Source organism: Streptomyces sp. NPDC002276, assembly GCF_053891435.1.
On sequence record NZ_JBSFCQ010000001.1, the window covers coordinates 699285 to 726144 of the forward strand.

Here is a 26860-nt window from a genome sequence, read left to right on the forward strand (position 1 = left end):
CACCATGGTGCACGTCACCGGCAGGCTGAAGGGATCCGGAATGTTCCGCAAGGTGCTGGTCGCCAACCGTGGAGAGATCGCGATCAGGGCGTTCCGCGCCGGCTATGAGCTGGGCGCGCGAACGGTCGCGGTCTTCCCCCATGAGGACCGCAATTCGCTGCACCGGCTCAAGGCCGACGAGGCCTACGAGATCGGCCAGCCCGGACATCCGGTCCGCGCCTATCTCTCGGTCGACGAGATCGTCCGCGCGGCACAGCGCGCGGGCGCCGACGCGGTCTACCCGGGCTACGGGTTCCTCTCCGAGAACCCCGAACTCGCCCGCGCCTGCGAGGAGGCGGGCATCACCTTCGTCGGCCCCAGCGCCCACATCCTGGAGATGACCGGCAACAAGGCCACCGCGATCGCCGCCGCCCGCGCGGCCGGCGTACCGGTGCTCGGCTCCTCGGCGCCCTCCACCGACGTCGACGAACTGGTGCGCGCCGCCGAGGAGATCGGCTTCCCGGTGTTCGTGAAGGCCGTCGCCGGTGGTGGCGGGCGCGGTATGCGCCGGGTCGAGGACCCCGCCACCCTGCGTGAGTCCATCGAGGCCGCCGCCCGCGAGGCCATGTCCGCGTTCGGCGACGCCACGGTGTTCCTGGAGAAGGCCGTCGTCGACCCCCGGCACATCGAGGTGCAGATCCTCGCCGACGGCGAGGGCAACGTCATCCACCTCTTCGAGCGCGACTGCTCGCTGCAACGCCGGCACCAGAAGGTCGTCGAGCTGGCCCCCGCGCCCAACCTCGACCCCGAACTGCGCGACCGCATCTGCGCCGACGCCGTCCGCTTCGCCCGCGAGATCGGCTACCGCAACGCGGGCACCGTCGAGTTCCTCCTCGACCCGCACGGCAAGCACGTCTTCATCGAGATGAACCCGCGCATCCAGGTCGAGCACACAGTGACCGAGGAGGTCACCGATGTCGACCTCGTCCAGGCGCAGTTGCGTATCGCCTCCGGCGAGACACTGGCCGACCTCGGCCTTTCGCAGGAGACCGTCACCCTGCACGGCGCCGCCCTCCAGTGCCGGATCACCACCGAGGACCCCGCCAACGGCTTCCGCCCCGACACCGGCCGCATCAGCGCCTATCGCTCGCCGGGCGGCTCCGGCATCCGCCTCGACGGCGGAACCACCCACGCCGGTACGGACATCAGCGCGCACTTCGACTCCATGCTGGTCAAACTCACCTGCCGGGGACGGGACTTCACCACCGCCGTCAACCGCGCGCGGCGCGCGGTCGCCGAGTTCCGCATCCGCGGTGTGGCCACCAACATCCCCTTCCTCCAAGCGGTGCTGGACGACCCGGACTTCCAGGCCGGACGCATCAACACGTCGTTCATCGAGCAGCGCCCGCATCTGCTGACGGCCCGTCACTCGGCCGACCGCGGCACCAAGTTGCTCACCTACCTCGCCGACGTCACGGTCAACAAGCCGCACGGCGAACGCCCTGACCTGATCGACCCTTCCACCAAGCTGCCTCCTGTCCCGACCGGCGAACCCCCGGCCGGATCACGGCAGTTGCTCGCCGAACTCGGCCCCGAGGGCTTCGCCCGCCACCTGCGCGAATCGCCGACGATCGGCGTCACCGACACCACCTTCCGCGACGCCCACCAGTCGCTCCTCGCCACCCGCGTCCGCACCAAGGACCTCCTCGCGGTCGCCCCGGTGGTCGCCCACACCGTGCCCCAACTCCTCTCCCTGGAGTGCTGGGGCGGCGCCACCTACGACGTGGCACTCCGCTTCCTCGCCGAGGACCCCTGGGACCGGCTTGCCGCGCTGCGCGAGGCCGTCCCCAACATCTGCCTCCAGATGCTGCTGCGCGGCCGCAACACCGTGGGCTACACGCCGTATCCGACCCAGGTGACCGACGCCTTCGTGCAGGAGGCCGCCGCCACCGGCATCGACATCTTCCGCATCTTCGACGCCCTGAACGACGTCGGCCAGATGCGCCCGGCCATCGACGCCGTACGCGCCACCGGGACGTCGATCGCCGAGGTCGCCCTCTGCTACACCTCGGACCTGTCCGACCCCAACGAGCGCCTGTACACGCTCGATTACTACCTCCGGCTCGCGGAACAGATCGTCGAGGCGGGCGCCCACGTCCTGGCCGTCAAGGACATGGCGGGGCTGCTGCGCGCACCCGCCGCCGCGACCCTCGTATCGGCGCTGCGCCGCGAGTTCGGCCTCCCGGTCCACCTGCACACCCACGACACGGCGGGCGGCCAACTGGCCACCTACCTCGCCGCGATCCAGGCAGGCGCGGACGCCGTCGACGGCGCGGTGGCCTCCATGGCGGGTACGACCTCACAGCCGTCGCTTTCGGCGATCGTCGCCGCCACCGACTACTCGGACCGCCCAACAGGCCTCGATCTCCAGGCCATTGGCGACCTTGAGCCGTACTGGGAGAGCGTCCGCAAGATCTACGCCCCCTTCGAGGCGGGCCTCGCCTCGCCGACCGGGCGCGTCTACCACCACGAGATCCCCGGCGGCCAGCTCTCCAACCTGCGCACCCAGGCCATCGCGCTCGGCCTCGGCGACCGCTTCGAGGACATCGAGTCGATGTACGCCGCCGCCGACCGCATCCTCGGCCACCTCGTCAAGGTCACCCCGTCGTCGAAGGTCGTCGGTGACCTCGCCCTGCACCTGGTCGGCGCCGGAGTGACCCCCGCCGACTTCGAGGCGTCCCCGGAACGCTTCGACATCCCGGACTCCGTGATCGGCTTCCTGCGCGGCGAGTTGGGCACCCCGCCCGGCGGCTGGCCCGAGCCGTTCCGCACCAAGGCACTCCAGGGCCGCGCCGCCCCCAAGCCCGTCCAGGACCTGACCCCCGAGGACCGCACGGCCCTCGACAAGGACCGCCGCGCCACCCTCAACCGCCTGCTGTTCCCCGGCCCGACCCGCGAGTTCGAGACGCACCGCCAGACCTACGGCGACACCAGCGTCCTCGACAGCAAGGACTTCTTCTACGGCATCCGCCCGGGCAAGGAGTACACGGTCGACCTGGAACCGGGCGTCCGGCTCCTCATCGAGCTGGAGGCCGTCGGCGAGGCCGACGAACGTGGCCTGCGTACGGTGATGTCCACCCTGAACGGCCAACTCCGGCCGATCCAGGTCCGCGACACCGCCGCCGCCTCCGACATCCCCGTCACCGAGAAGGCCGACCGCACCAACTCCGGCCATGTGGCAGCCCCGTTCGCGGGTGTGGTCACGCTCGCGGTCGAGGAGGGCGACGAGGTGGAGGCCGGTGTCACCGTCGCCACCATCGAGGCCATGAAGATGGAGGCGGCGATCACCGCTCCCAGGTCCGGCCGGGTCTCCCGTCTCGCCATCAATCGCATCCAGCAGGTGGAGGGCGGCGACCTGCTCGTCGAGCTGAGGTAGGCGGACGGCGGCGACAGATCGCGTCACCGGTGACCGGATCGGTCCGGTCCCGGACCCGATGCGGCCTGTCGCCGCCCCACCCGCACGGCGCAGTCTTGGGCCATGACCCGAGCACTGATCGTCATCGATGTCCAGGAATCCTTCCGCGCCCGCCCGCTGTGGGAGACCATCTCCGACCCGAAGATCGCCGAGCAGGCCGACCGCCTGGTGCGGCTCGCCCGCCGGGCCCGGGACCTCGTGGTGTGGGTACTGCACTCCGAGCCCGGCAGCGGCGACGTCTTCGACCCGGCCCTCGGCCACGTCCGCCTCATCGACGGCCTGGAGCGCGCGGAGGGCGAGCCGCTCATCCACAAGACCTCGCACAACGCCTTCACCACCACCAACCTGCAACAACTCCTCACCGAACACGGCGTCCGCGAGCTGACCATCTGCGGCATCCGCACCGAGCAGTGCGTCGAGACCACCACCCGGGTCGCGAGCGACTTCGGCTACCAGGTCACCTTCGTCACCGACGCCACGGCCACGAACCCCATCCCGCACCGCGACGCCCCCGCCGACCAGACCGTCGCCGAACTCCTGGCCGACCCCCGCACCCTCCCCGCCGACGAGATCATCCGCCGTACCGAGTACGCCCTCGCCGGCCGCTTCGCCACCATCGCGACGGTCGCCGAACTGGAAGCCGCCGCGGCACATCAGGCATGATGACCGGATCGTGAGCCACGTCGTCTTCTTCCTGGTACCCGGTGTCCATCTGCTGGACCTGGCGGGCCCCGCGCAGGTCTTCTCCACGGCGGCCGACTTCGGGCACCCCTACACGCTCTCCTACGTCGCCGAGCAGCCCCAGGTCACCAGCGCCCAGGGACTGCCGCTGACGACCGCGCTCGACTGGCCCGAGCTGGGACCCGAGGACCTGATCGTGGTGCCCGGCTGGCGTGCGCTCCGGCTCGCACAGGGGCCCGCGATCGGCCCCGCGCCCCTGCGCGCCCTACGGGAACACCACACCCGCGGCGGCACGGTGGCCAGCGTCTGCGCCGGAGCCGACGCGCTCGGCCGGGCCGGACTCCTCGACGGCCGCCACTGCACCACCCACCACGACGTCCAGGACGAACTCGCCCTGCGCCACCCCAGGGCGACCGTCGTCCGAGACGTCCTGTTCACCACCGACGACCGGGTCATCACCTCCGCGGGCATCGCCAGCGGCATCGACCTCGCCCTGCACCTGATCGCCACCCGGCACGGCCCCGCCGTGGCCGCCCAGATCGCCCGGGACATGGTCGTCTACGCCCGCCGCAACGGCCACGACCCGCAGACCAGCGCGATGCTCCGGCACCGCTCCCACCTGGACGACACCGTGCACCGCGCCCAGGACCTCATCGACACCCGCTTCGACGAAGCGCTGCCCCTGCCCGCCCTCGCCTCGGCCGTCGGCGTCAGCGAACGCACCCTCACCCGCCTCTTCACCCGGGCCACCGGACTCACCCCGCTGCGCTACCAGCAGACGCTCCGCCTCGAACGCGCCGAGCACCTCATCAGCCACGGCACCACGATCGACGCCGCCGCCCGCTCGGTCGGCTTCGAGGACCCGCGCATGCTGCGCCGACTGCGCGCCCGCGGCCAGTAATCGGAGGGCGGTCCGGCGGGGACGCTGTTAGGTTGCCAGGTCGAGGACAGACCGACCTGCCACAGGAGCGCCCAGTGAACCCACCCCGTCTGGCTCCGCTGCTCGACCAGTTCGACTTCGCGTGCGAGCGCCTGTCCGGCCGTATGACAGGACCCGTCATGGACAGCGGCGACGGGACGGACACCCCGGTCGGGCCCATGACGGACACGGAGTACTTCTGGGAACCGGTGCCCGGCAGCTGGTCGGTGCGGCGGCGCGCGGACGGCCCGGGACCACGAGCAACTGTCCTTGAGGGACAGGGAGATTGGGGCCGTGACTCGGCCGCCTACCCGCACCCCTGGCCGCCGCCCTTCACCACCCTCGCCTGGCGCCTGAGCCATCTCACCGAGATGCTGACCCTGCGCGCCGACCACACGGTCGGCAGTCGCACACTGACTCGCGACGACTATGCAGTCAGCGGCGACGCGGCCGGTGCCGTCGAGGCCTTCGACGCCGGTGCGGGCGCCTGGCGCAAGGCACTGCTGAGCGTCGACGACACCGCGCTCGACACCGTCGGGTACTGCACCTATCCGCACGGCAGTGACGCGGAGGAGCCGTTCGTCGACATCGTGTGGTGGGTCAACCAGGAAGTACTGCACCACGGAGCCGAGATCGCCATGCTCCGCGATCTGTACCGAGAGCGCGTCTGACCCTCACAGGACCGCTCCCATGCGCCAGGGCACGATCTCCTCGGTCCCGAACCCGAGCGCCTCGGACTTGCTCTCCGCACCCGAGGCCATGTCCACCAGAGCCTCGAACAGGGCCGTCCCGTAAGCGACTTGATGGGTGTGGCTCATGGCGGGCCCGGCGTCGAAGTCGATGTCGCCGCGCATCCGCTCGTACAGCTCGCTGGTGGTGCTGATCTTCAGACACGGCACGGGACGGGAGCCGAACAACGAACCCCGGCCGGTCGTGAAGGCGAGCAGGTTGGCGCCGCCGGCGACCATCCCGGTGGCGGACACCGGGTCGTAGCCGGGGGTGTCCATGAAGGTGAGGCCCCACGCGGTGACCGGCTCCGCGTAGCCGACGACGTCGTTCAGCGGACTCGTCCCGGACTTGAGCACGGCGCTCAGGGACTTCTCCCAGATGGTCGTGATCCCGCCCGCCCGGTTTCCCCGCGACGGATTGTTGTCGAGCGTCGCGCCGCCCGCGGCCGTGTACTCCTGCCACCAGTCGATGAGTTGGTCGATCCGCGCAGCCGACTCCGGGGTCGTCGCCCGGTCCCGGAGGAGATGGTGGGCGCCGTAGATCTCCGGGGTCTCGCCGAGTACGACCCGTCCGCCGGCCGCGACGAGCAGGTCGGCCGCGACACCGAGCGTGGGGTTCGCGGTCAGGCCGGAGTAGGCGTCGCTGTCACGCGTTGTTGAACCGTGCGGTGATCGTGGCCACGCGCTTGCCCTGGTACGCGGCGGCGGCCCGGGCGGTGTCGTCGACGGGGAGCGCGCCCTGGCCGTTGACGTGGCTGGTGCCGTAGGGGTTGCCGTCGGCGAACTTCACCGGGTCGGTGTAGCCCGGGGTGACGATGATGCCGCCGAAGTGGTGGACGGAGTTGTAGAGGGCGAGCAGCGTGGACTCCTGGCCGCCGTGCGCGGTGGCGGTGGCGGTGAAGCCGCTGTAGATCTTGTCGGCCAGCTTGCCCTGCGCCCACAGCCCGCCGAGCGTGTCGATGAACTGCTTCAACTGGCTGGCGATATTGCCGAACCGGGTGGGGCTGCCGAAGATCACGGCGTCCGCCCACTCGATGTCGGCCGGGGTCGCCACCGGTATGTCCTTGGTGGCCGAAGCATGCGCCGACCAGGCGTCGTTGGCGGCGATGGCCTCCTCGGGGGCAAGCTCGGACACTCGCAGGAGTCGTACCTCCGCACCCTCCTTGCGGGCGCCCTCGGCCACCGCCTCGGCCAGCTCGTGCACGGTTCCGGTCGACGAGTAGTAGATGACTGCGATCTTGGGAGACATGGAGATTTCCTCTCGCTGTGCTGCGTGCTCGACGGCGGTCGCCGCCGTGGCCTCGGCGGGGGCCGCCATGCTCGGTTCGGGATGGGCGATGGTGGTCAGGGTGAGCCGCAGCCGACGGGCGGCCATGCCCTTCGACGCGGTGAGTCCGTGGCGGTAGCGGTCGACGGAGGTCGAGGCCGAGATCCGCAGTGAGCCGTTCTCGACGGACAGGGCGTCCACCGTCAGTTCGACCGGGGCCTGGTGTCCGCGGACGGTGAGGAGTCCCTTGACGACCCAGGCACCCTCCTCGCCGCGGGCCACCCTGGTCGACTCGAACCTGATCTCGGGGTAGCGCTCCGCGTGGAGGAACGCGGGGGAGCGCACATGATCGTCACGGCGGGCCGTGCCCGTGTGGAAGCTGTGTGCGTCGACGACGGCCCGGGCGGTCGAGTGGGTGACCGGTTCCGCGATCGTGACGCGCCCCGACTCCACTTGGAACGTTCCACTCACCCTGCCCAGGCCGAACAGGTGCCGCGTGGTGAAGGTGACGGACGACCGTGCGGGGTCGATCTCGTACGTCCCGGCTGGGGGCAAGGAGACGCTCATGCCCTGCTGGCCTCTCGCTCGTCGTCGCGCGGGCCGTCCCGTGCGACGCTGGTGCTTGCTTGGGCAAGTATCTTCAGCCCGGGTGAAATGCTTTGTCAAGCAAGTAGTTACTGTGGTTCAGTGTTCGCACGGGGAGCTACGGCGGGAAGGTGAAGGACATGGAAACGCCGGAGCGACAGCACCCCACGAGCCCGGTCTCCGCCCCGCTGGACTGTGTCGAGGAACGCCTCTGGCGATCGCTGCAGAGGCTGCTGGTGACGCTGCCCCGGGCGCTCGACGAGGACCTGCTGCGCTCCACCGGTCTGTCGCTCACCCAGTACACCGTGCTGATGCACCTGTCGGAGACGGACGGCACCGGCCTGCGCATGACCGACCTGGCCACCGCCACGGGCCTGTCCGCGAGCCGCATCACCCGGCTCGTGGAGACCCTCCGGGCCGAAGGACTGGTGATGAAGCGACCGCACTCGACGGACGCCCGGGGCAGCATGGCCGTACTCACCGAAGCGGGATGGCGACGGCTGCGCGGCGCCTACCCGGCGCATCTGGCCAGCGCGCGCCGACGCGTCATCGACCGGCTCGACCCGGCCCTCGTCGACCAACTGGCCGAAGAACTACGGGCGGTGGCCGATCCGCTCCAGGCCCGGTGCCGGGCGAGCCACGATCTCCGTCCCGAGATCGCCGAGCAGGGCACGGGCCGCCGTTGAGGTTCCTTGCTTGAGCACGCTAACCTGCGAGGATGACCGCCGAAGATCCCCTCACCGCGCAGGAAGAGCGCTTCTGGCGCGCGCTGATGCGTGTCATCGTCGCGCTGCCGCGCTCACTGGACGACGATCTGCTACGCGCCACGGGTCTGACGCTCACCGAGTACGTCGTCCTGATGAGCCTGTCGGAGGCCGAGAACCAGGAACTCCGCATGGCGGACCTGGCCTCGGCCACCGCCCTCTCGGCGAGCCGCATCACCCGTGTCGTGGACGCGCTGCAGAGCCGCGGCCAGGTCGTGAAACGGCGCTACGAAGGGGACGCCCGGGGGAACGTGGCGACGCTCACCCCGGACGGCATGCAACGGCTTCAGGCCGCGTATCCGGTCCACCTCGCCAGTGCCCGCAAGCGGGTCATGGACCATCTGGACGGCCGGTCGCTGTCGGCCCTGGTGCGGCAGTTCGAGACGGTGGTCGAGAAGTTCGACTGAGGGCCGCGGCTCACGCCTGCCCGGTCACGCCCGTGCGGTGGCGCCGTTCCTCGAACGAGGCGAAGACCGCCGAGACGCCGTAGACGAGGCTGAACAGGCCGAAGACCGTGGCGAGGGAGACCGCGCCGATGTCCGGGTGGACGAACAGCGAGAACGCGAACACGATCGCCACCGCGCCGGTCAGCAGGAACAAGGTGCGTTCCCCCGCCGTCTCGCCGCGCTGGAAGGCCAGGCCGATCTCCATCGCGCCGGTCGTCAGGGCCCACGCGGCGATCCAGATCGTGAGCGCGAGAGCCGTGATACCGGGCCAGGCCAGGGCGACCACCCCGCCGGCCAGCGAGAGCAGGGAGAGCAGCAGCCAGCCGAGGACGGGGCCCACCCGGTCACTGGCGAAGGCACGGGCTGCGTCCGTCGCCGCGATCATGAACGCGTAGACGGCGAACAGGACGACAACCGCGCCGATGGTGATGCCGGGCCAGGCGACGGAGACCACACCGAGGACGACGGCCAGCAGACCGCGCGAGAGAAGCACGTTGGGTGAACTGAACATGGTCACCTTCCCCATACGAATGTCGCCCCGGTCCGCGCCCGGGGCCATGGTCCGCCACGAAGGCTAGGGTCGCGTCCCCCGGCCGCGATCTGTCATACGACTGCATCCGCTACTTCCATACCCCCCTGCCGCCGTGACATGAAGGGGTACAGCCAACTGACCGATGCGCGGCCCGGGGAGCGGTGAGAAAATCGGCACTTCTTGACTTTGGGCCTGTCGACGAGGAGCCGACGTGAGCACCGTGATCGACACACCGCCTCCTCGGACCGTTCGACGGGCGGTCGATCTGTGGCGGCTGTCGCTGTCCCTGGCCGTCCTGGTGGCCGCCGCACTGCTGGCCCTCGCGACCCGCGACTTCGTCCGCGCCGCACAACAGGGACTCCTCGACTCCGCGACCGCCCTCCCCCCTGCCCTCCGGGACACCCTGGTGGGAACGGTCCAGACCGTCGCCCTCCTCGCGCCCGTCGCGGCCGTGGTGGTGTGGTGCGTACGGCGGCGGGTCGACCCGGTGCTACGGGTCCTGCCCGCGGCGCTGCTCGGCGCACTGGGCGCGTGGGCGCTCACGCACCTGGCGCTGGAGCGGGGGCGACCGGACACCTGGCCGGAGGTGCTGGACGGCCGGGACGGACTGCTGCGGGCGACCTGGCCACCGGCCGTGTACCTGGCGGCCTGCGCCGCGGCCGTCGTCGCGGCGGGGCCCTGGCTCGGGGCGCGCCCGCGCCGTGCGCTGTGGGCGCTGGCCTCCTCCTGTGCCGTGCTGAGTGTGGCCACCGCCGCGATCGTGCCGCTGGACGCCGTCGCCGCACTCGCCATGGGAGGCGCTGCCGGATCGGCCGTGCTGCTGCTGGCCGGTGCTCCCGCCGACCGCCCCACGGCGCAGGCGGTCGCCGACGCCCTTGCCGCGTCCGGGATTTCGGTCACCAAGCTCCATGAGCTGCCCGCGAGTGAGCAGCTGCCGGGGGAGGGGACCCGCTACCGGGCCGACACCCCGGCCGGGTCCCGGCTGGCGGTGCGGGTGCTCGCCGCCGAGGACCACAACCGCGATCTGTTCCACCGGCTCGCCCGGCGGGCACTGCTGCGCCACCCCGCCGACCAGACCGCCCCGACACCGCTCGGAGTCGCCGAGCACGAACTGCTCATGCTGGTCTTCGCGGCCCGCACCGGCGCCAAGGCCGACGAACCGGTGATGGCCTATCCGGTGGCCGGGGGCGGTGCGCTCGTGGCGACCACGGAACCGGACGACACCCGTGCCCTGTCCGCCCTGCGCGACGAGGAGTTGACCGATCCGCTCCTCACCGGCGTGTGGAACTCCGTGGCCCGGCTTCAGGAACACCGCCTGGGGCATGGGGAGTTGCGCCCAGAGCACATCCAAGTCGCACCCGACGGCGAGAGCCGGCTCTCCGCGTTCGCGCGCGGGCGGCTCAACGCCCCGCCCGAAGTACTCGGCAGCGACCTCGCGGAGTTGCTGGCCACGACCGCGATACGGGTCGGCCCGCGGCGCGCCACCGCATGCGCACTCGCGGGCCTGGGACCGGAGTTGCTCGCGACCGCGCTGCCGTACCTGCAACCGCTCGCGCTCATGGGACCCGCGCGGAGTGCGGTCGCCCACTACGACCAGGCCCGCGCGCGGGCGGCCCGGGAGAAGGCCGGACGGCGGACACTGCGGGCAGGTGGCCGGCCGAGTCTGCTGCGGGATCTCACCGCCGAGGTCTCAACGGCCACGGGCACGAAGGAAGTTCAGCCCGCGCGGCTGGCGCGCTTCACCTGGAAGAGCGTCCTGGGGCTCGCGGGCGCGTTTCTCGTACTCCACCTGGTGCTGCCGCAGTTGGCCAACGCGCCCGCGGCCGTCGACGCGCTGCGGGACGCCAACTGGTGGTGGCTGCTCGCGGTGTTGCCGATCACCTTCCTCTCGCAGGCGTTCTCGACCTTCCTGCAACAGGGCACCATCCCGGAGCGCCTGCCGTTCGGCCCCACCTACCAGGTGCAGTTCGCCAGTTCGTTCCTCAACCGGATCACCCCCAGCAACGTGGGAGGCATGGCGCTCAACCTGCGCTACCTCCAGAAGACGGGGATCGAGACCGGAGCCGCCACCGCCTCCGTGGGACTACAGAGCCTGGCCGGGGCCCTCTCCAACACCGTGATCGCCACAGTCTTCCTCACCTCGGCGGGACGACGTCACGCCGGAGTGCGTCTGGACCTGTCCGCGGCCCGCCCCGTGCTGTGGGTCCTCGCGCTCGTGCTGGCCGCCGGCGGACTGCTCGCCTTCACCCCGCCGGGCCGACGCTTCCTCGGCGACAAGGTGTGGCCGTTCCTGCGGGCGGCCGGTTCGACCGTCGCGGGCATCGCGACCGAACCCGCGAAGATCGTCGTAGGTTCCGTCGGCGCACTGGGCCTCCCCCTCATCCAGGTCGTCGGCCTCGCCATGAGCCTGCACGCACTGGGCGCCGACCTCCCCTTCGTCCAGGTCGGCGCCGCGTACATGGCGGCCCGGCTGATCGCCAACGCGGCTCCCGTGCCCGGCGGACTCGGGGCGCTGGAGGCCGGACTCATCGCCGGACTGACGGCCCTTGGCGTCCCGGCCGGTGCGGCCACCTCGGCGGTGCTCGTCTACCGGCTGCTCACGTTCTGGCTGAACGTCCCGCAGGGCGCCCTGGCCCTGAACGTCGTGCAGCGGCGCGGCTACGTGTGACACCGTCGTACGGTGGACGAGTCGGCGGGCGGGTGCCGCAGCCGTACAGTTCCGGGCGCGGTCGGATGACTCAAGCCCCGCCGTCGGGGAGAACCCTACGATCCCGCTGATGAAGACATGAGGTGTCCTGGACGGCTGGAGGGCACATGAACGAATCCGAACTCCTCGGCCGTGAGCCGCAGTTGAGGGCCCTGCACGAGCTGCTGGGCCGACTGCCCGACGCCGGCGGCGCCATGCTGTTGCAGGGCGGTCCGGGGGTCGGCAAGACCGCGCTGCTGCAAGCCGCGGCCGAACGGGCCCGGGCGGCGGGATGGCGGCTCCTGGAGGTGACCGGGGGCGCGGACGACACGCCCTTCAGCGGTCTGCGCGCGCTGCTGCGCCCGGTGCTCGGCACGGCGGAGTCCCTGCCCGCGGGGCAGGGCGAGATCCTGCGGACGGCGTTCGCCGCCGGTTCGGGGCCGCCGCCGGAGACCTCGCGGGTCGCCCTGGCCGCGTTCAACCTGGTCACGGCCAGGGCCGCCGAGCGGCCCACCGTGCTGATCGCCGACGACACGACGGGACTCGACGGGCCCACCCGGGACGTCCTGGCCTTCATGGCCCGCAGGGCGAGCGACAACCCGATCGTCGTCCTCGGGGCACTGCGCGACGGACGGACCCTGCCGGGAGTCCCCGTACTGGACGTGCCGGTGCTGGACGAGCCCTCGGCCCGGCGGCTCCTGGCCCGGCACGCGGACGCACTGCCGCAGGCCGTCCGGGAGCGGATCCTCGGCGAAGCGCTCGGCAACCCGCTCGCGCTCGTCGAACTCCCCGCGGCCTGGCGCCCGACGGGGCCACCGGGATCCTGGGCCCACCTGCCGGTGAACGCCACGCTGGCGAGCGCCTTCGCGGCCGGTCTCGGCGAACTCCCGGACCTGACCCGGGATGCCCTGCTGGTCGCGGCCGTGGACCAGGCCGGGGACGTCGCGGAGATACTGGCCGCCGCATCCGTCCTGGCAGGGCACACCGTCGAGGTGGACGCCCTCGACAGCGCGGTCGCCGCCTCGCTGACCCGCCTCGACCGGACGACCCTGCGTCTCCGCCATCCCGTGGTCCGGTTCGCCGTGCTGGCGGCGGAGAACCCGGCCCGCCGCCAGGCCGCCGACGCGGCTCTCGCACAGGTACTGACCGAGCACCCGGACCGCCGCACCTGGCACCGCGCCCAGTCCGTCAACGGCCCCGACGACGAGATCGCGGACCAACTGGCCGCCGCCCACGACTCCTTGCTACGGCGACATGGAGCCCTCGCGGCCATCCGGGCGCTCGAACGGTCGGCGCAGCTCACCACGGACTCGGTCACCCGGGGACACCGGTTGCTGGGCGCGGCCGAGCACGCGCACAGGGCCGGGCGCGTCCGGCTGGCCCACTCCCTGATCGACGCGGCGGAACGCCAGGAGCTGACCGGCGCCGACCGGACGAGGGCCGGGTGGCTGCGGGAGATCTCGGACGCGGAGCCGCAGCCCGGTCCGGCCCCGGCACAACTGCCCGACCTCACCGAGCTGTCGGCGGGCGAACCCGGCCTGGCCCTCGACCTGTTGCTGAGCGCGGCACTCCACGTCCACCGGACCGGCGACGACCCCGCCCTGCGCGCAGTCGTCGTCCGGACCGCCGAGCGGCTGCCCGCCACGGACGACCCCCGCCATCTCGCGGCCCTGGCACTGACCGAACCCGTACGCCAGGGCAGGACGGTGGCCGACCGGCTCCCCTCCAAGGAGACGACGCTGTGCCTCACCGACTCGGAGGGATTCCGGCTCCACGGCACGGCCGCGCACGAGATCGGCGATCCGGTCGGCGCGGTCGACCTGCTCGGCCGGGCAGCGCCAACTCTGCGCCGACAGGGCCAACTCGGCCTCCTCACGGAAACCCTCCTCACCGAAGCCACCGGCCGCCTGCTGCTCGGGGACTGGCCGCGCGCGACCCAACTCACCGAAGAAGCACGGCAGATCGTCGCCGAGACCCGACAACCGGCCATGATCGCCGCACTCGCCGGCACCGACGCGGTCGCCGCCGCTTTGCGCGGACAGGCCCTGCGTGCCGAGGAGTTGGCCGACATGGTGGCGGCCTGGCAGCGGGCCGACCTCGCCCCGACGCTCCGGCTGGCCCGTGGCCTGGCGCGGCTCGGCGAGGGGCGGTACGCGGCGGCGTACGAGGAACTGCGCCCGCTCCTCGACCGGCCGCACGAGAGCCTGCGCTGGCAGGGCTTCGCCGCCGTGCTGCCGTTCGCCGTGGCGGCGGACCGTGTCGGCAGGGCGGCGGAAGCCGTGCGCGTCCTCGCACCGGCGGAGGAGGCGGCACGGATGTCCCCCGCCCCGCTGCTGCACATCCAACTACCGTGCGTCCGCGCCGTGTTGGCCTCCGACTCGACGGCCGAGGAACTGTACCTGGTCGCCCTGGAACAGGACCTCTCGCGCTGGCCGCTGGTCAGGGCCCGGACGGAACACGCGTACGGACAGTGGCTCCGGCGCCGTCGACAGGCCGCCCGGTCCCGCACGATGCTGCTCTCCGCGCGGGCCGCCTTCGAACTCGTCGGAGCCTCCGACTGGGCGGGCCAGGGCATGGCGCCGGGAGCGGGCGACCCGCTGGCGTCCGCCGCCGACCTGCTGTCGCCCCAGGAGCGGCAGATCGCCCTGCTGGCTGCCGAAGGCCTCTCCAACAGGGAGATCGCGGAACGGCTGTACCTCTCCCACCGTACGGTCGCCGCGCATCTGTACCGGGCCTTCCCCAAGCTCGGCATCACCTCACGCGGGGAGCTGGCCCCGCTGCTGACGAGCCTGGAGTAGGCGGCTTCAGTCGGCCGGTTGGTCGGCGGCCGGGGTGTGCTGGGCGTCGTTCATCTTCGCCCGGTTCTGCGCCAGCAGCGTCCGTACGTCCTCCTCGACCTGCTGAGCATCCACTCCGAGGGAACGGCCCATGTGGGCCGCCCACACCTCGGAGCGGATATTGGTCTCGAAGTCGAGGTCGGCGCGGACGGTCTCGCGCGTCGCCTGCCGGTTCTGGCTCACCATCACGAAGGTCGACAGGAAGATCGCCTCAAGGCTGACAATCATCGTGAGCAGCCCGAACGGGTAGGGGTCCCAGACCGCGCCGGGGCCGAACAGCCCCTCGTTGCACACGATCCAGACCGTGAACCACAGCGCGTGGAGATAGACGAACTGCATGGTCCCGGCGAAAGCGGTGATCGCGTCCGCGATCCGGTCCTGCGTCCCCCGCATCCGCGCGAGGACGGCCTGTTCGTTCGGGAGACGTATGTCCAACCCGTTGATTCCAGACGGCACGGGCACTCCTTGATCCGGCGCTCACGAGAAACGGCCGTCAGCGTAAGCGCGCGACGGGGGCGCCTACTTGGGTCAATCGACTGTCCGTACGGCCGCAATGCCTCCGTGTACGCCGTCCGTTGCGTCGATTGACCGAAGCGGACCGCGCCACCTCGACGGCAGAGTGGCGATCGGCTCGGACAGGTACCCCGGCCACACACGCACCGGGGTACCGCGCGTCATCGAGCAGCGACACATCCGTCAAGGAAGGGATCACCATGTCGGACCCGACGCCGCAGCAGAACCAGGCAACCGGCACCACCCCGGCCGGCCCCGCGGGGCGCCTCGCCGAACTGTCGCAGAAGGCCCAGGACGCCCAGCGGACCGTGGCGGCGAGCATCGCGGAGGACCGGCAGAAGCTGTCCGCCGCCGTAGCCGACGCGAAGGACAAGGCCGAACAGGGCGCGCAGCGGCTGCAATCGAGTGGGCAGCGGGCCAAGGAGAACGTCGCCGGGAGCTGGAACCAGGTACAGACCTCCTGGCAGGACCACGTGGACTCGGTCCGCGCGAAACTGGACGAGCGCAAGGCCGAGCGCGATGTGAAGCGGCTCCAGCACGCAGCCGACGACGCCGAGGACTACGCCTCCGACGCCATCGACTTCGCCATCGCGGCCGTCGAAGAGGCGGAGTACGCCACGCTGGACGCGGTGCTGGCGAGGGTGGAGGCGGACGAGGCCGCCGACGCCGTTCAGTAGTCGACTTCCGCCGTGCCTCCGGGCGCGGGCGGCCGAACGGCCGGGGGAGCGGGTCGTGGGACGGCGCCCACGGCCCGCTGCCCCGCGCCCGGGCGCCGGTGTGGGCGGCCACTGCCCTCGGCGCCGAACGCTGTGGGCGGGAACATCGACCTCCCCGCCCCGATCAGCGACGATCTTGCTGTGGAGCGACAGTACGTGGATTCTTCCTCGCCGACTCGTTATATTTCCTTCGGCAAGCAACTTGACGGAGGGGAGTCGGTGACCTCACGGCCGGGAGCGGACCTGGTGGGGCGCGCGGCCGAACTGGAGCTGCTGGACTCGCTGTTGGCCGGGCGGGACGGCGCCTGCCGAGGCCTGCTGCTGCGCGGTGACCCCGGCGTCGGAAAGACGGCGTTGCTCGACGCCGCCGCGGCACGGGCCAGGGACCTCGGGACACGCGTACTGCGGGCCTCCGGCGTCGAGTTCGAGCGCGAGATGAACTTCTCGGCGCTGCACCAGATGCTCTATCCGCTGCGCCGGCACACCGGGCGGCTCGCCGGACACCACCGTGACGTCGTCGACCGGATCTTCGGCCTCGCGCCGGGACCGGCGCCCGACCCGCTGGCCGCCTCGACGGCCGTACTCGCCCTGCTCGGCGAAGTCGCCGTGGAGGGACCGTTGTTGATGATCGCCGACGACATTCCGTGGCTCGACCTCGCCAGCGCGACCGCACTCGGCTTCGTCGTCCGCAGGATGAGCGACCACCCGATCGCCTTCCTGGCCACCCTGCGCACCGGGGCACGCGGCATCTGCGGCCAACTCGCCCTGCCCGTACGGGAGATCGGGCCGCTGGTCGAAGGGGAGGCGGTGCGGTTGCTGGACGCGCGGTGGCCCGGTCTCGGGCCGTCGGTGCGTCGGCGGATACTGGCCGAGGCGGGCGGAAACCCGCTCGCGCTACGGGAGTTGCCGGCCGCGCTGACCGGCCGACAGCGCTCGGGCCAGGCCCCGCTGCCCACGCGGCTGCCGCTGTCCGGACGACTGGAAGCGGCCTTCGCCTCCACCGTGGAAGCGCTGCCCGCACCGACCCGGACCGCGCTGCTCATGGCCGCGCTGGACACCGGGATCGACCCGGCCGTGATCAGGAAGGCCGCGCGGTCGGCATGGGAGGACGCGGCGGATATCGATGTCACCGGCCCAGCCGCGCTCAGGAATGCCGTGCAGGATGCGGAAGGTGTCGACGGCCTCGACCCGGTCACGCTCGGCAACGCAGCGCACGCGACGGAGTGCCCGGTCGGCGCCGATGTCCTCGGTCCGGCGCGGGACGCCGGTCTGCTCCAAGTGGACGTAGGACAGCTGTCGTTCCGGCATCCGCTGACCCGTGCCGTGATCGTGCACCTGGCGTCGCCCGGTGAGCGGCGGCGCGCGCACCGTTCGCTCGCCGCCGCCCTGGCCGACGTACCCGAGCGCCGGGCCTGGCATCTGGCCGAGTCCGCGACCGGGCCGGACGAGGCGGTGGCCCGGGCGCTGGACGAGGCGGCCCTGTCCGCCTGGCGGCGCGGCGCGGAGCCCGTCGGCCCCGGGGAGACGGTTCCTTCCGAAGGGCGGCGCGTCGCCGCGTCCGCCGCCGTGTCCGCCCTCATGCGGGCCGGTGAACTCAGCCCGCACCCCGGCGACCGTTCCCGGCGCCTGGTCGAAGCCGCCTATCTGGCCACCTTCACCGGCCAACTCGACGACGTAGCAAGGCTGTTGGCCGACGCAGGACAGGTCCCCGATGCCCCGACCGGACTGGTCTTCGCCGCCACCGCCCACCTCCTCACCAACGACGAGGGCGACGTCGACGCCGCCTATCGCCTCCTGGTCCGCGCGCTCGACGACGACACGGTCACCGCCGCGGACGACGACTGGGACCAGCACGGCATCCTCTACGCGCTGCTGCTCGTCAGCCTCTACACCCTCCGCCCCGAACCGTGGCACCTCCTCAAGACCGCGCTGACCCGCTGCGAACCGACCACGGCGACACCGATCAGACTCTGCTACGACGCCTATGTCGACCCCGCGCACGCCCCCGACGCGCTGCGCAAGGGCCTCGCGGACGCCTTCGCGGCACTGCCCGCCGACGCGGCACCGTGGGAACTGATCCCCCTGACCTTCGCCGCGGTCGCCACGGACGCCCTGTCGGACCACCGGTACCTGGTCTTCCGCATGATCGAACGCGAACGTGACGGCGGTGCGATCGCCATGGTCGTCCCCGCACTGCTGTTGCTCTGCCACGACTCCTACGTGCACGGCCGCTGGGACGAGGCCGAGAACCTGGCACAGCAGGGGCTGGACCTCGCGGCGGCGCACGGCTACCACTTCTGGGAGCGGCAGATCCGCGTCCTGCTGGCGTCCGGCGCGGCGCTGCGCGGCGACGCCGAGGTGGCCCGGACCCGCAGCGAGGAGACCACGACCTGGGCGGCACCCCGGGGCATCGAGGTGACCGAGGCCTACGCCCGGTCGGCCCGCCGCCTCGCCGCCATGGGGGAGGGCGACTACGAGGAGGCCCACGTCCAGGCCGGCCGGATCGAGCCGCCCGGCGCGCCGGTCTTCGGGGTCCCGCGCCGGTGGACGCTCCTGGACCTGGTCGAGACGGCTGTCCGCACCGGCCGCGCCGACGAGGCACGCGACCATGTCGCCGCCGCACGGCGGGCCGCCGTGCACCGGATCTCACCCCGGACCGCGCTGATCTGCGCCGGGGCCGAGGCGGTGGCCGCCGACGAGACCGAGGCCGGGCCCCTGTTCGAGGCGGCCCTGTCCGTGCCCCACGCGGCCCGGTGGCCGTGGGAACACGCACGCGTCCAGCTCGCCTACGGACAGTGGCTGCGCCGCACCCGCGACCACCGCGCCCGCCGGTATCTGAGCGCCGCCCTCGAAACCTTCGACCGGATCGGCGCCGGGGCCATGGCGCAGCGGGCCCGCAACGAACTGCGCGCCACCGGGGTCGCCACCACCACCGGTCCCGTCGCGCCGGCCGCCGCACTGACCGTGCAGGAACGGCAGATCGCCGAACTGGCGGCCGTGGGCCTGACCAACCGGCAGATCGGCGAGCGGCTGTTCCTGTCCCACCGCACGGTCGGCTCCCATCTGCACCGCCTGTACCCCAAGCTCGGCATCACCTCGCGCGCGGCCCTGCGCGCCGCCCTGGAGACGATGTAGGAGGAGACGGAAACCGGTGAGTACCCGAAACGGTCCGGCGTACGGTGGGATCCGGGACCCCTTGAACGGTGAGCCGGAGAGGACCATGGTCGACAAGGAGATCAACGCCCTGGCCACCGCGTTGCTCGAACGCATCGACGAGCTGACGAAGGAGATGGCGGCACGGATCCGCGCCGGCTCACGGGCGGACCACTACGACGTCGTGCCCGAGGAGGATCTGGAGGACGCCTGCCGGATCCATCTGGGCAACGCGCTCCAGGCGTTCACCGGACAGATGCCCCTGGACACCGGGGCCGCCGCCGGCATAGGTCGCAGGCGTGCCGCGCAGAACGTGCCGCTGCCCAGCGTGATGACGTCCTACCGCGTCGGCGTGCGGTACTTCTGGGAGGCGCTGGTCGACGAGGCCACCACAACGTCCTTGGTGGGCAACGACATTCTGGTCGCGGCCGCCTCCGCGATGTGGGAGATCCAGGACGGCATCACCGAGGCCATGGTCTCCGGGTACCACGAGGCGGTGGCCGAGCGGCTCCTCGCGGGCGACCAGGAGCGTTCGGCGCTGGTGGAAGCGCTCCTGGAGGGCAGGAGCATGGACGCCGACGCCGTGTGGTCGGCCGCCGAGGTCCTGGAGGTGCCGCACCAGGGGCCGTTCACCGTGGTCGCTGCGGAGGTACCACGGATCGGCCGGCGGGCGCTGCCGGACATCGCGGCCGTCCTGGCCCGGCGCGGTATCCGCTCCGCCTGGCGACTGCGGCCCGAACTCCAGCTGGGCATCGTGCACTTGCGCACCCCGCGCGACCTGGAAGACCTCGTCGAGGCGCTGCGCGAACAGGCGGAGCGGCGGGTGGGAGTGAGCCCCTCCTACGGCGATCTCAGCCGCACCGGAGACGCCCTGCGCTTCGCCAAGGTCGCGATGCGCGGCGGCGACGCGGGCAGCGCGGCGGTGACCGTCTTCGACGACTCCCCGGTCGCCGTCGCCACGGCGGGCGCACCCGATGTCATGGCCCGGGTCGTCGCCAGCGTCCTCGGCCCCGTCGAGGCCCTGCCCGCCGACGAACGCGCCCTGCTGCTCGACACGTTGGAGGCCTGGTTCGACTCCGGCGGCTCGGCCGAGGAGGCCGCCAAGGTGCTGTACGTCCACCCGAACACCGTGCGCACCCGCCTGCGCCGGATCACCGAACGCACGGGCCGTTCACTGACCGACCCACGCGGCATCACCGAACTCTCCCTGGCGCTCCGCGCCGTCCGGCAGACCCCGAGGCCCCCGACCTCGGGGTCGACCGGTGCGGAGGACTAGGCGGCCGTACCGCCGGCGTAGTCGCTCTTGAAGGTGGTCTCGATGGTGGTGGCGACGGACTGGGCCACGCCCGTGCCGGTGAGGATGATGCCCAACTCCCGGTTGTTGGAGAGGGAGTTGCTGCTGATGTTCATCGAGCCCGCCTCCACCTCCTGGGTGGACAGACCGTAGTCCGCGACCATCGCCTTGGCGTGGATGTAGAAGCCGTTCGGGTCGGAGTACCCGACCACCGTGCCGCCCGCCGCCTTGATCGCGGACACCTCGCTGGCGTAGCTCGACGGGGTCTCCAGCACCACCCGCACGGTCACGCCCGCCTTCGCCCTGGCGACGATCGCGTTGACCACCGTGCTGTCGCTGAACTCCAGTTCCTCGACGTCGAGGGTCTTGGTCGCCGCGTTGATCACGGTGAGCAGCCGGCTCCGGGAGTCCGTGGGGGACCAGAGCAGGTGATCGCCGTCGGTCGGGGTGATCGAGGTGCCGGCGTAGTCGGCGTTGAAGACCTTCTCGATCGCCGCGACGTCACGGGTGTCGTCGGTGAAGACGCCGTAGTCGCGGCCGGTCGTGTAGTACTGCGAGGTCAGATTGCCCGTCAGGACAAGGGACTTGGTGGCGTCGACCGTGATCGTCTTCTGGTGGGTGTACACGAAGCTGGACGGCGACCACACCACGCCGACGCCCGCGTTCTTCAGCGCCGTGTACGCCGAGCTGTTGGCGGACTGGTGCGCGGTGTCGAGGACCACCCGCACGGTGACGCCCTTCTTCTCCAGCGCTATCAGGTCGTTGACGGCGGTGGTGTCCTCCAGCTCGTACATGGTCATGTCGAGCGAGGAGGTGGCCGAGTTGATGAAGTCGTAGATCGTCGGCTGGGTGGTGCCGGACTGCGAGAAGGCGAAGGCGGTGTAGGTCGCGGCGTTGGCGGGGACGGCCGTGACGAAGAGGGTGGCGCCGGCTGCCAGCGCGACACCCGCGCGGCCGAGGAACGTCCTCAACATGCGTGACTCCTAGTCGAGTTGATGCCCACGTGGGGGGTGGTGAGCGTGGGCATGACACCACGCGCGTAGAACGCTGAGGAAGGGAACCCCGGTGAACTCGCGATTACCGCCGCCGAGCAGGAGCGGACAAAGAGGACTTCACGCAGGTGGGAGCCGGTTCATGGGGTTCCCGTGAGTTCGCAAAAACTTCGTTGTCGCACTCGTGGGCACGTCGACAGCGCGCTCACTCCGCTGTCTGGCTCTGCGGGACCCCCGGCCGGGTGAAACCCTGGCTCCGCTCCACTTTCGCCACGTGCAGCGTGTAGCGCTCATACCACTCGGCCCGCCCGCGCCGCTGCGCCGCGCGGTGCTCGGCGTTGGTGCGCCACTCGGCGAGTGCCTCGGCGTCACGGAAGTACCCGACGGTGATGCCCAGCCCGCCCGGGGTCTGCGCGTGGTCCATTCCGAGGTATCCGGGAATGTCCCTCACCAGCTCCTCCATCCGCGCGTTGGTCTCGCCGTAGCCGCTCTGCTCCTGGGTCCGGACCGTGGTGAAGACGGCCACGTAGTACGGAGGTTCAAAGGCCTCGATCGGTGTGACGGGTATGTCGGCGTGATCGCTCATGGCGCCACTGTAGGACGACGGGAGCCACCTCTCGGTACGGCAGAACAGGGCGGGCCACGGCATCCTGGACACAGTTAGAGGATCTACTGAAGACGCGTGCCCAGGCATGCCCTTCCCCGTGGTAAAGGATCTTTCGATGAGCCAGCAGAACACGCAGGACGACCGGTTCGACGTCGTCGTACTCGGCGCGGGCCCCGGCGGCTATGTCGCCGCCATCCGGGCCGCGCAACTCGGCAAGCGGGTCGCGGTGGTGGAGGAGCGGTACTGGGGCGGAGTCTGCCTCAACGTGGGCTGCATCCCGACCAAGGCACTGCTGCGCAACGCGGAGTTGGCGCACATCTTCACCCGCGAGGCGAAGACCTTCGGCATCAAGGTCGAGGGGGAGGTCTCCTTCGACTACGGGGAGGCGTTCCGCCGCAGCCGCCGGGTCGCGGACGGCCGGGTCAAGGGCGTGCACTACCTGATGAAGAAGAACAAGATCACGGAGATCGACGGCCGCGGCACCTTCCTCGACCCGCACACGCTCCAGGTGGCCGGATACGACGGCGACACCCGCACCATCGCCTTCGAGCACTGCGTCATCGCCACCGGCGCCACCCCGAGGCTGCTGCCCGGCACCAAGCGCAGCGCGCGCGTCGTGACGTACGAGGAGCAGATCCTCGCCGACGACCTCCCGCGGTCCATCGTCATCGCGGGCGCCGGCGCCATCGGCATCGAGTTCGCCTACGTGCTGCACAACTACGGCGTGAAGGTCACGATCGTCGAGTTCCTGGACCGCGTCGCGCCCCTGGAGGACGCCGAGGTCTCCGCCGAACTCGCCAAGCAGTACCGCAAGTTGGGCATCGACGTCCTCACCTCCACCCGCGTCGAGTCGATCGACGAGTCCGGCCCGCAGGTCCGCGTCACCGTCACCGGCAAGGACGGCACCCAGCAAGTCCTGGAAGCCGACAAGGTGTTGCAGGCCATCGGCTTCGCGCCGAACGTCACCGGCTACGGCCTGGAGAACACCGGCGTACGACTGACCGAGCGCGGCGCGATCGACGTCGACGGCCGGTGCCGCACCTCCGTCCCGCACCTGTACGCCATCGGCGACGTCACCGCGAAGCTGATGCTCGCGCACGCCGCCGAGGCGATGGGTGTGATCGCCGCCGAGACCCTCGCGGACGCGGAGACGATGGAGCTGGATTACGCGATGATCCCGCGCGCCACCTACTGCCAGCCGCAGATCGCCAGCTTCGGCTACACCGAGGCGCAGGCAAGGGAGTTGGGTCACGACATCAAGGTGGCGAAGTTCCCGTTCACCGCGAACGGCAAGTCACACGGCCTCGGCGACACCACCGGCTTCGTGAAGCTGATCAGCGACACGAAGTACGGCGAACTCCTCGGCGGCCACCTCATCGGCCCCGACGTCACCGAACTCCTCCCCGAACTCACCCTGGCCCAGCAGTGGGACCTCACCGTCCACGAGGTCGCCCGCAACGTCCACGCCCACCCGACCCTGGGCGAGGCGGTGAAGGAGGCGGTGCACGGTCTGGCCGGACACATGATCAACATGTGACCATCTCTCCCCCAAAGAAGGAAGAAGCTCGCCGACGACCGCGCCTGGACGTTCGCCGAGGTCTTCGACGGCGCGGCACGGGCCGCGCGCGGGTACAGGTCGGCGGGACTGCGCCGGGGCGATCGCGTCCTGCTGGTTGAGGCGATCGGCGGGCAGAACGCGGTGCCGGGCGAGGTCGAACGGCTTCTGGAGAGCCATCCGCGCGTCCTCGAAGCGGCGGTCGGTTCGGTCCGCCGTCCTGCCGGGGACACGAGTCTGCGCGCCTACGTGGTGACCGTCCCCGAGAAGGAGCCGGGCGACGGAGCGGACGGTGACGCGTTGGGCGCCGAGCTGATCGCCCTCGCCCGGTCCCGGCCGTCCAGGTACAAGGTCCCGCAGGACGTCGTGCGGATGGACGCCCTGCCCCGCAACGCGAACGGCAAGATCCTGCGCAGACACCTCCGCGCGGTGGGCGATCAGTTCGTCTGACACCGCGACAGGACGTCGTAGAGCCCGGCCGAGCCCCCCCCACATGGCTCGGCCGGGCTCCGGCCTTTCGTGGGCCAGGGCCCCGTCAGGGCCGTGCGTCCGGCGCTACTCCCCGCAGAATGAACGCGATCACCTCGTCCAGGCCGTGTTCCGCGACCTCGGGAGCGAGCATGCCCGTCGCGGCCAGGTCGGCGTAGCCGTGGAGCGTCGCGAAGACCGGGATGCCGATGCTGTCGAGAGGGCCCTCGCGCACCTCGCCCTGGCGCTGCCCGTCCAGCATCAACCGCTCGATGAGCTCGGACCAGCGCCCGGTGGCCTCCAGCAGGGCGGCGGAGGCCTGCGGGTCGTGCTTGATCGAGTACATCAGGTCCAGCAGCGCGGCATTGTCCAGGCAGAAGCCCACATACGCGCGGACCACCGCCTCCAGCTTCTTGCGGCACGACTCCCCGGCATCGGCCTGTGACGCCAGCATCGCGTCGGTCATCCGTTCGTAGCCGCTCAGCGCCAGCGCGTCCAACAGCGCCTGTTTGTCCTTGAAGTGGCGGCTCGGCGCATTGTGGCTGACACCGAGATCGCGGGCGAGTTCGCGTAGCGACAGGGCGGCGGTGCCCTTCTCCCGGAGCGTTTCCTCGGCGCGGGCCAGCAGGGCGGCGCGCAGGTCTCCGTGGTGATAGGGGCGGGGGCGGGTCTGCATGGAGGGCAGTGTACCGGTGATGTGTGCGCGGCCCACATTGTTGACCGCGTCACCATTGTTGACGTTGACACCATTGTGGGCACCGCCCACAATTGCTGACCATGACCACTGCACCCAGCGCCGCACCCGGCGCGTGGACCACCACCGACATCCCCGACCAGCGCGGCCGTACGGCCGTCGTCACCGGCGGCAACAGCGGGCTCGGCATCGCCACCGTCGAGGCGCTGGCCGCCGCGGGCGCCCATGTGGTGCTCGCCGTACGGGACCCCGGGCGGGGCGAGGCCGCCGCCACGGGCGTGAACGGCAGCGTGGAGGTACGCCGGCTCGACCTCGCCGACCTCGCCTCCGTGCGCGAGTTCGCCGCCGGCTGGCGGGGTGGGCTGGACCTGCTCATCAACAACGCCGGCGTCATGAACACACCGGAATCGCGCACCACGGACGGCTTCGAGACCCAGTTCGGGACCAATCACCTGGGCCACTTCGCCCTGACCAACCTGCTGGTGCCGTACATCACCGACCGGATCCCCACACCCGTCGCCGGACTCATCGAACCCTTCACGGTGGCCCACAACGCCGTGCGACGCTGCCGCCCGCAGCAGGGGAGGAGGGCGACCGTCTTCGGCGTGGGCACCATCGGGATCGCCGCGGCCGTCGCGCTGAAGAGCTTCGGCGCCGCCGAGTCATGGTGGTCGACCTCTCCGACTTCGGGCTGGCGAATGCCGCCGGACTCGGCTTCCTGACCCGCAACTCCGCGCGGGAAGACCTGCGTTCACGTGCCGTCGAGGAATTCGGTGAGGTGACCAGCCTGATGGGGACCTTCCCCGACATCGACATCTACGTCGAGGCGGCGGGTCCCGACGAACTGTTCGCCACGATCCAGTCCCTGGCGAAGGCCGGCGCACGCATCGGCGCGGTCGCCGTCCACCCCAAGCCGGTCGCCATCGACCTGGTCCGGCTGACGTACGGCCGACAGACCATCGTCGGGCCGGGTGGATACCGGCCCGAGGACGTCGTCGACGTCATGAAGATCATGGAGAGCGGGTAGCTCGACCTTGCCTCGATCATCACCCACGCCTTCGAACTCGACCGCATCATCGAGGCGATCGAGACGGCGGGCGACCGAGACTCGGCCCTCCACGTCGCGAACGCCTACTGAACCGGAAGGACCGGGACGTGAACGGAAGGACCGGGACGTGAACGGAGACGACCGGAACACGAACGGACGGACGGGGACATGACGAAGACCCTCGGTCTCATCGGAGCCGGACGGATCGGCGCGGCACTGGCCCGCCTCGCGCTCGCCGCCGGACTGGACGTGGTCGTGAGCAACTCGCGCGGCCCGCACACCCTCACCGACACGGTGGCGGAGTGGGGAGAAGGCGCCAGAGCCGTGACCGTGGAGGACGCGGCGCGACAGGGCGACATCGTGGTGGCCACCGTCCCCCTCGGCGCGTACCGGCGACTCCCCGCCGACGCCCTCGCGGGAAAGACGGTGCTGGACACCATGAACTACTACCTCGAACGAGACGGCACCGTAGCGGAGTTGGACTCCCGCGAGCTGACCTCCAGCGAACTCGTGCAGCGCGGTCTGCCGGGCGCGCACGTGGTCAAGGAGTGCAACAACATCGACTTCCACCGCCTGGAGATCCTCGCCCGGCCCGCCGACGCCCCGGACCGCAGCGCGCTGCCCGTGGCCGGTGACCGCACCGCCGCCAAGGGCGAGGCGATACGCCTGCTGGACCTCCTCGGTTACGACGCCGTCGATCTGGGCCCCCTGTCGGAGAGTTGGCGCAGCGAGCCCAACACGGCGGTCTATGTGCGGCCGTACCTGCCCGAACGCCCGCCGGGACTGACGGATGCCGAGGACGTCATGCGCTGGTTCCTGGACTGCCCCGGCGCCCCGCTCCCCGCCGACCGGCTCGCCGGACTCATGCGGGATGCCGTACGGCAGTTTCCCGCCGACGCACGGGAGCGCCTTGCCTGACGA

The 26860-nt window shown here is 71.2% G+C and carries 21 protein-coding genes and 3 pseudogenes; 16 read left to right on the forward strand and 8 right to left on the reverse strand.

The features are described 5' to 3' along the window. The first annotated feature begins 40 nt into the window (after positions 1 to 40). From ACWIHT_RS03270 to ACWIHT_RS03285, 4 genes are all read left to right on the forward strand, one after another. Entirely contained in the window at positions 41 to 3415 is a 3375-nt protein-coding gene (locus ACWIHT_RS03270; protein WP_456164573.1) for a pyruvate carboxylase, read from the forward strand. 102 nt (positions 3416 to 3517) lie between these two features. Next, positions 3518 to 4117 (forward strand): isochorismatase family protein, encoded by a 600-nt coding sequence (locus ACWIHT_RS03275; RefSeq protein ID WP_456163846.1) that lies wholly within the window; start codon positions 3518 to 3520, stop codon positions 4115 to 4117. Between the two features lie 10 nt (positions 4118 to 4127). After that, positions 4128 to 5036, forward strand: coding sequence for a GlxA family transcriptional regulator (locus ACWIHT_RS03280; protein WP_456163848.1), 909 nt, complete (start codon positions 4128 to 4130; stop codon positions 5034 to 5036). A 74-nt stretch (positions 5037 to 5110) separates the two neighbouring features. Then, positions 5111 to 5725: a DinB family protein gene (locus tag ACWIHT_RS03285; RefSeq protein WP_456163850.1), complete on the forward strand. Its 615-nt coding sequence runs from the start codon at positions 5111 to 5113 to the stop codon at positions 5723 to 5725. Between the two features lie 3 nt (positions 5726 to 5728). Here ACWIHT_RS03285 and ACWIHT_RS03290 read toward each other — a convergent pair. The 3 genes and pseudogenes from ACWIHT_RS03290 to ACWIHT_RS03300 form a co-directional block, all read right to left on the reverse strand. Continuing rightward, a pseudogene (locus ACWIHT_RS03290) lies at positions 5729 to 6418 on the reverse strand (altronate dehydratase); the annotation flags it as partial. Positions 6419 to 6428: 10 nt separating this feature from the next. After that, positions 6429 to 7037: an NAD(P)H:quinone oxidoreductase gene (wrbA, locus tag ACWIHT_RS03295; RefSeq protein WP_456164575.1), complete on the reverse strand. Its 609-nt coding sequence runs from the start codon at positions 7035 to 7037 to the stop codon at positions 6429 to 6431. A 108-nt stretch (positions 7038 to 7145) separates the two neighbouring features. Further along, positions 7146 to 7616, reverse strand: a pseudogene (locus ACWIHT_RS03300) (YceI family protein); the annotation flags it as partial. A gap of 158 nt (positions 7617 to 7774) precedes the next feature. On the opposite strand from ACWIHT_RS03300, the gene ACWIHT_RS03305 reads away from it, so the two are divergent. Next, complete coding sequence (locus ACWIHT_RS03305; RefSeq protein WP_456163852.1) at positions 7775 to 8320, forward strand: MarR family winged helix-turn-helix transcriptional regulator; 546 nt, start codon at positions 7775 to 7777, stop codon at positions 8318 to 8320. A gap of 32 nt (positions 8321 to 8352) precedes the next feature. Continuing rightward, complete coding sequence (locus ACWIHT_RS03310; protein WP_456163854.1) at positions 8353 to 8805, forward strand: MarR family winged helix-turn-helix transcriptional regulator; 453 nt, start codon at positions 8353 to 8355, stop codon at positions 8803 to 8805. A 10-nt stretch (positions 8806 to 8815) separates the two neighbouring features. On the opposite strand, the gene ACWIHT_RS03315 is transcribed toward ACWIHT_RS03310, so the two are convergent. Then, complete coding sequence (locus ACWIHT_RS03315) at positions 8816 to 9355, reverse strand: HdeD family acid-resistance protein (RefSeq protein WP_456163856.1); 540 nt, start codon at positions 9353 to 9355, stop codon at positions 8816 to 8818. A gap of 232 nt (positions 9356 to 9587) precedes the next feature. On the opposite strand from ACWIHT_RS03315, the gene ACWIHT_RS03320 reads away from it, so the two are divergent. Together ACWIHT_RS03320 and ACWIHT_RS03325 are read left to right on the forward strand one after the other, a co-directional pair. Beyond that, positions 9588 to 12044, forward strand: coding sequence for a flippase-like domain-containing protein (locus ACWIHT_RS03320; RefSeq protein ID WP_456163858.1), 2457 nt, complete (start codon positions 9588 to 9590; stop codon positions 12042 to 12044). Positions 12045 to 12190: 146 nt separating this feature from the next. After that, positions 12191 to 14860, forward strand: a complete 2670-nt coding sequence (locus tag ACWIHT_RS03325; protein WP_456163860.1) for an AAA family ATPase — start codon at positions 12191 to 12193, stop codon at positions 14858 to 14860. A gap of 6 nt (positions 14861 to 14866) precedes the next feature. Here the strand turns inward: ACWIHT_RS03325 and ACWIHT_RS03330 are convergent, their stop codons facing one another. Beyond that, positions 14867 to 15355 carry a DUF1003 domain-containing protein gene (locus ACWIHT_RS03330; protein ID WP_456163862.1) on the reverse strand — a complete coding sequence of 163 codons (489 nt, stop codon included), beginning with the start codon at positions 15353 to 15355 and terminating at the stop codon, positions 14867 to 14869. Between the two features lie 257 nt (positions 15356 to 15612). Between ACWIHT_RS03330 and ACWIHT_RS03335 the strand changes: the two genes are divergently transcribed. The 3 genes from ACWIHT_RS03335 to ACWIHT_RS03345 all read left to right on the forward strand — a co-directional run bounded on the left by ACWIHT_RS03335 (position 15613) and on the right by ACWIHT_RS03345 (position 20557). After that, complete coding sequence (locus ACWIHT_RS03335; protein WP_456163864.1) at positions 15613 to 16089, forward strand: hypothetical protein; 477 nt, start codon at positions 15613 to 15615, stop codon at positions 16087 to 16089. A 258-nt stretch (positions 16090 to 16347) separates the two neighbouring features. Next, positions 16348 to 19263 (forward strand): AAA family ATPase, encoded by a 2916-nt coding sequence (locus tag ACWIHT_RS03340; protein ID WP_456163866.1) that lies wholly within the window; start codon positions 16348 to 16350, stop codon positions 19261 to 19263. A gap of 85 nt (positions 19264 to 19348) precedes the next feature. Next, complete coding sequence (locus ACWIHT_RS03345) at positions 19349 to 20557, forward strand: PucR family transcriptional regulator (protein WP_456163868.1); 1209 nt, start codon at positions 19349 to 19351, stop codon at positions 20555 to 20557. On the opposite strand, the gene ACWIHT_RS03350 is transcribed toward ACWIHT_RS03345, so the two are convergent. Together ACWIHT_RS03350 and ACWIHT_RS03355 are read right to left on the reverse strand one after the other, a co-directional pair. Beyond that, positions 20554 to 21549, reverse strand: coding sequence for a phospholipase D-like domain-containing protein (locus ACWIHT_RS03350; RefSeq protein WP_456163870.1), 996 nt, complete (start codon positions 21547 to 21549; stop codon positions 20554 to 20556). The genes ACWIHT_RS03345 and ACWIHT_RS03350 overlap by 4 nt on opposite strands. Positions 21550 to 21772: 223 nt before the next feature. Next, positions 21773 to 22153, reverse strand: coding sequence for an antibiotic biosynthesis monooxygenase family protein (locus ACWIHT_RS03355; protein WP_456163872.1), 381 nt, complete (start codon positions 22151 to 22153; stop codon positions 21773 to 21775). 136 nt (positions 22154 to 22289) lie between these two features. Here ACWIHT_RS03355 and lpdA point away from each other — a divergent pair, with 136 nt between their 5' ends. Next, positions 22290 to 23711: a dihydrolipoyl dehydrogenase gene (lpdA, locus tag ACWIHT_RS03360; protein WP_456163874.1), complete on the forward strand. Its 1422-nt coding sequence runs from the start codon at positions 22290 to 22292 to the stop codon at positions 23709 to 23711. 162 nt (positions 23712 to 23873) lie between these two features. After that, positions 23874 to 24179, forward strand: a complete 306-nt coding sequence (locus ACWIHT_RS03365) for an AMP-binding enzyme (protein WP_456163876.1) — start codon at positions 23874 to 23876, stop codon at positions 24177 to 24179. 85 nt (positions 24180 to 24264) lie between these two features. On the opposite strand, the gene ACWIHT_RS03370 is transcribed toward ACWIHT_RS03365, so the two are convergent. Continuing rightward, positions 24265 to 24873: a TetR/AcrR family transcriptional regulator gene (locus tag ACWIHT_RS03370; protein WP_456163878.1), complete on the reverse strand. Its 609-nt coding sequence runs from the start codon at positions 24871 to 24873 to the stop codon at positions 24265 to 24267. A gap of 101 nt (positions 24874 to 24974) precedes the next feature. Here ACWIHT_RS03370 and ACWIHT_RS03375 point away from each other — a divergent pair. The 3 genes and pseudogenes from ACWIHT_RS03375 to ACWIHT_RS03385 all read left to right on the forward strand — a co-directional run. Next, positions 24975 to 25415, forward strand: a pseudogene (locus ACWIHT_RS03375) (SDR family NAD(P)-dependent oxidoreductase); the annotation flags it as partial. A 140-nt stretch (positions 25416 to 25555) separates the two neighbouring features. Further along, a complete protein-coding gene (locus ACWIHT_RS03380) occupies positions 25556 to 25918 on the forward strand; it encodes a hypothetical protein (protein ID WP_456163880.1) in 363 nt (120 codons plus the stop codon). A gap of 189 nt (positions 25919 to 26107) precedes the next feature. Next, entirely contained in the window at positions 26108 to 26857 is a 750-nt protein-coding gene (locus ACWIHT_RS03385) for an NADPH-dependent F420 reductase (protein ID WP_456163882.1), read from the forward strand. The last annotated feature ends 3 nt before the right edge of the window (positions 26858 to 26860 follow it).

What these genes read in the sequence shown, in the direction of transcription:
- ACWIHT_RS03270 (WP_456164573.1), top strand. Translation starts at nt 41, where the DNA reads ATGTTCCGCAAGGTGCTGGTCGCCAACCGTGGAGAGATCGCGATCAGG.
- ACWIHT_RS03275 (WP_456163846.1), top strand. Translation starts at nt 3,518, where the DNA reads ATGACCCGAGCACTGATCGTCATCGATGTCCAGGAATCCTTCCGCGCC.
- ACWIHT_RS03305 (WP_456163852.1), top strand. Translation starts at nt 7,775, where the DNA reads ATGGAAACGCCGGAGCGACAGCACCCCACGAGCCCGGTCTCCGCCCCG.
- ACWIHT_RS03310 (WP_456163854.1), top strand. Translation starts at nt 8,353, where the DNA reads ATGACCGCCGAAGATCCCCTCACCGCGCAGGAAGAGCGCTTCTGGCGC.
- ACWIHT_RS03315 (WP_456163856.1), bottom strand. Translation starts at nt 9,355, where the DNA reads ATGTTCAGTTCACCCAACGTGCTTCTCTCGCGCGGTCTGCTGGCCGTC.
- ACWIHT_RS03325 (WP_456163860.1), top strand. Translation starts at nt 12,191, where the DNA reads ATGAACGAATCCGAACTCCTCGGCCGTGAGCCGCAGTTGAGGGCCCTG.
- ACWIHT_RS03335 (WP_456163864.1), top strand. Translation starts at nt 15,613, where the DNA reads ATGTCGGACCCGACGCCGCAGCAGAACCAGGCAACCGGCACCACCCCG.
- ACWIHT_RS03345 (WP_456163868.1), top strand. Translation starts at nt 19,349, where the DNA reads ATGGTCGACAAGGAGATCAACGCCCTGGCCACCGCGTTGCTCGAACGC.
- ACWIHT_RS03350 (WP_456163870.1), bottom strand. Translation starts at nt 21,549, where the DNA reads ATGTTGAGGACGTTCCTCGGCCGCGCGGGTGTCGCGCTGGCAGCCGGC.
- ACWIHT_RS03355 (WP_456163872.1), bottom strand. Translation starts at nt 22,153, where the DNA reads ATGAGCGATCACGCCGACATACCCGTCACACCGATCGAGGCCTTTGAA.
- lpdA (WP_456163874.1), top strand. Translation starts at nt 22,290, where the DNA reads ATGAGCCAGCAGAACACGCAGGACGACCGGTTCGACGTCGTCGTACTC.
- ACWIHT_RS03370 (WP_456163878.1), bottom strand. Translation starts at nt 24,873, where the DNA reads ATGCAGACCCGCCCCCGCCCCTATCACCACGGAGACCTGCGCGCCGCC.
- ACWIHT_RS03380 (WP_456163880.1), top strand. Translation starts at nt 25,556, where the DNA reads ATGGTGGTCGACCTCTCCGACTTCGGGCTGGCGAATGCCGCCGGACTC.
- ACWIHT_RS03385 (WP_456163882.1), top strand. Translation starts at nt 26,108, where the DNA reads ATGACGAAGACCCTCGGTCTCATCGGAGCCGGACGGATCGGCGCGGCA.